Annotated in this window: 1 protein-coding gene and 1 pseudogene; both read right to left on the reverse strand. The window is 40.7% G+C overall.

Annotated features, from left to right (window positions below):
- Window positions 1-162 (reverse strand): annotated as a pseudogene (locus C1G53_RS09085) (phospho-N-acetylmuramoyl-pentapeptide-transferase); the annotation flags it as partial.
- Between the two features lies 1 nt (window position 163).
- On the reverse strand, window positions 164-430 hold a 267-nt coding region (locus tag C1G53_RS09090), incomplete at its 5' end, for a PASTA domain-containing protein (protein WP_153046689.1).

A 430-nucleotide genomic window follows, 5' to 3' on the forward strand; every position in this document is an offset into this window, starting at 1 on the left:
TCCCCCCATTGTTGGTGTACCTGCCTTAAACTGATGTTGTTTCACATCTTCGTGCATCTGTTGCCCCTCAATGCGTTTGGCTTGATAAAATGTAATAAATCGTGGGATTAAGAGAACGGTTGCTAGAAAAGCTACCAATCCCGACATAAGTGCGAATTGCATGTCAGTCTCCTAAGGTTATTGTTATTTTCTTGGTTTTATTCAAAGCGGTACCGACCTCTACACTTTGGTCGACTACTTTTGAACCCGTTCCTTTATAGGTCACTTCGATACCAGTCCATTCAGCAAATATATCCATATTCTCTTTGGTGATTGCGTACAAGTCTGGCATTTCTTCGAATTTATTTGTCAGGAGTAGAACCTGTTGGTTGGCGATTACCTTACTTCCTTTTTCGACTGAAACTTTTTTAATTTCAGCACCGTTTCCAAG

Source organism: Streptococcus suis, assembly GCF_002960445.1.
Lineage (GTDB): Bacteria > Bacillota > Bacilli > Lactobacillales > Streptococcaceae > Streptococcus > Streptococcus hyiners.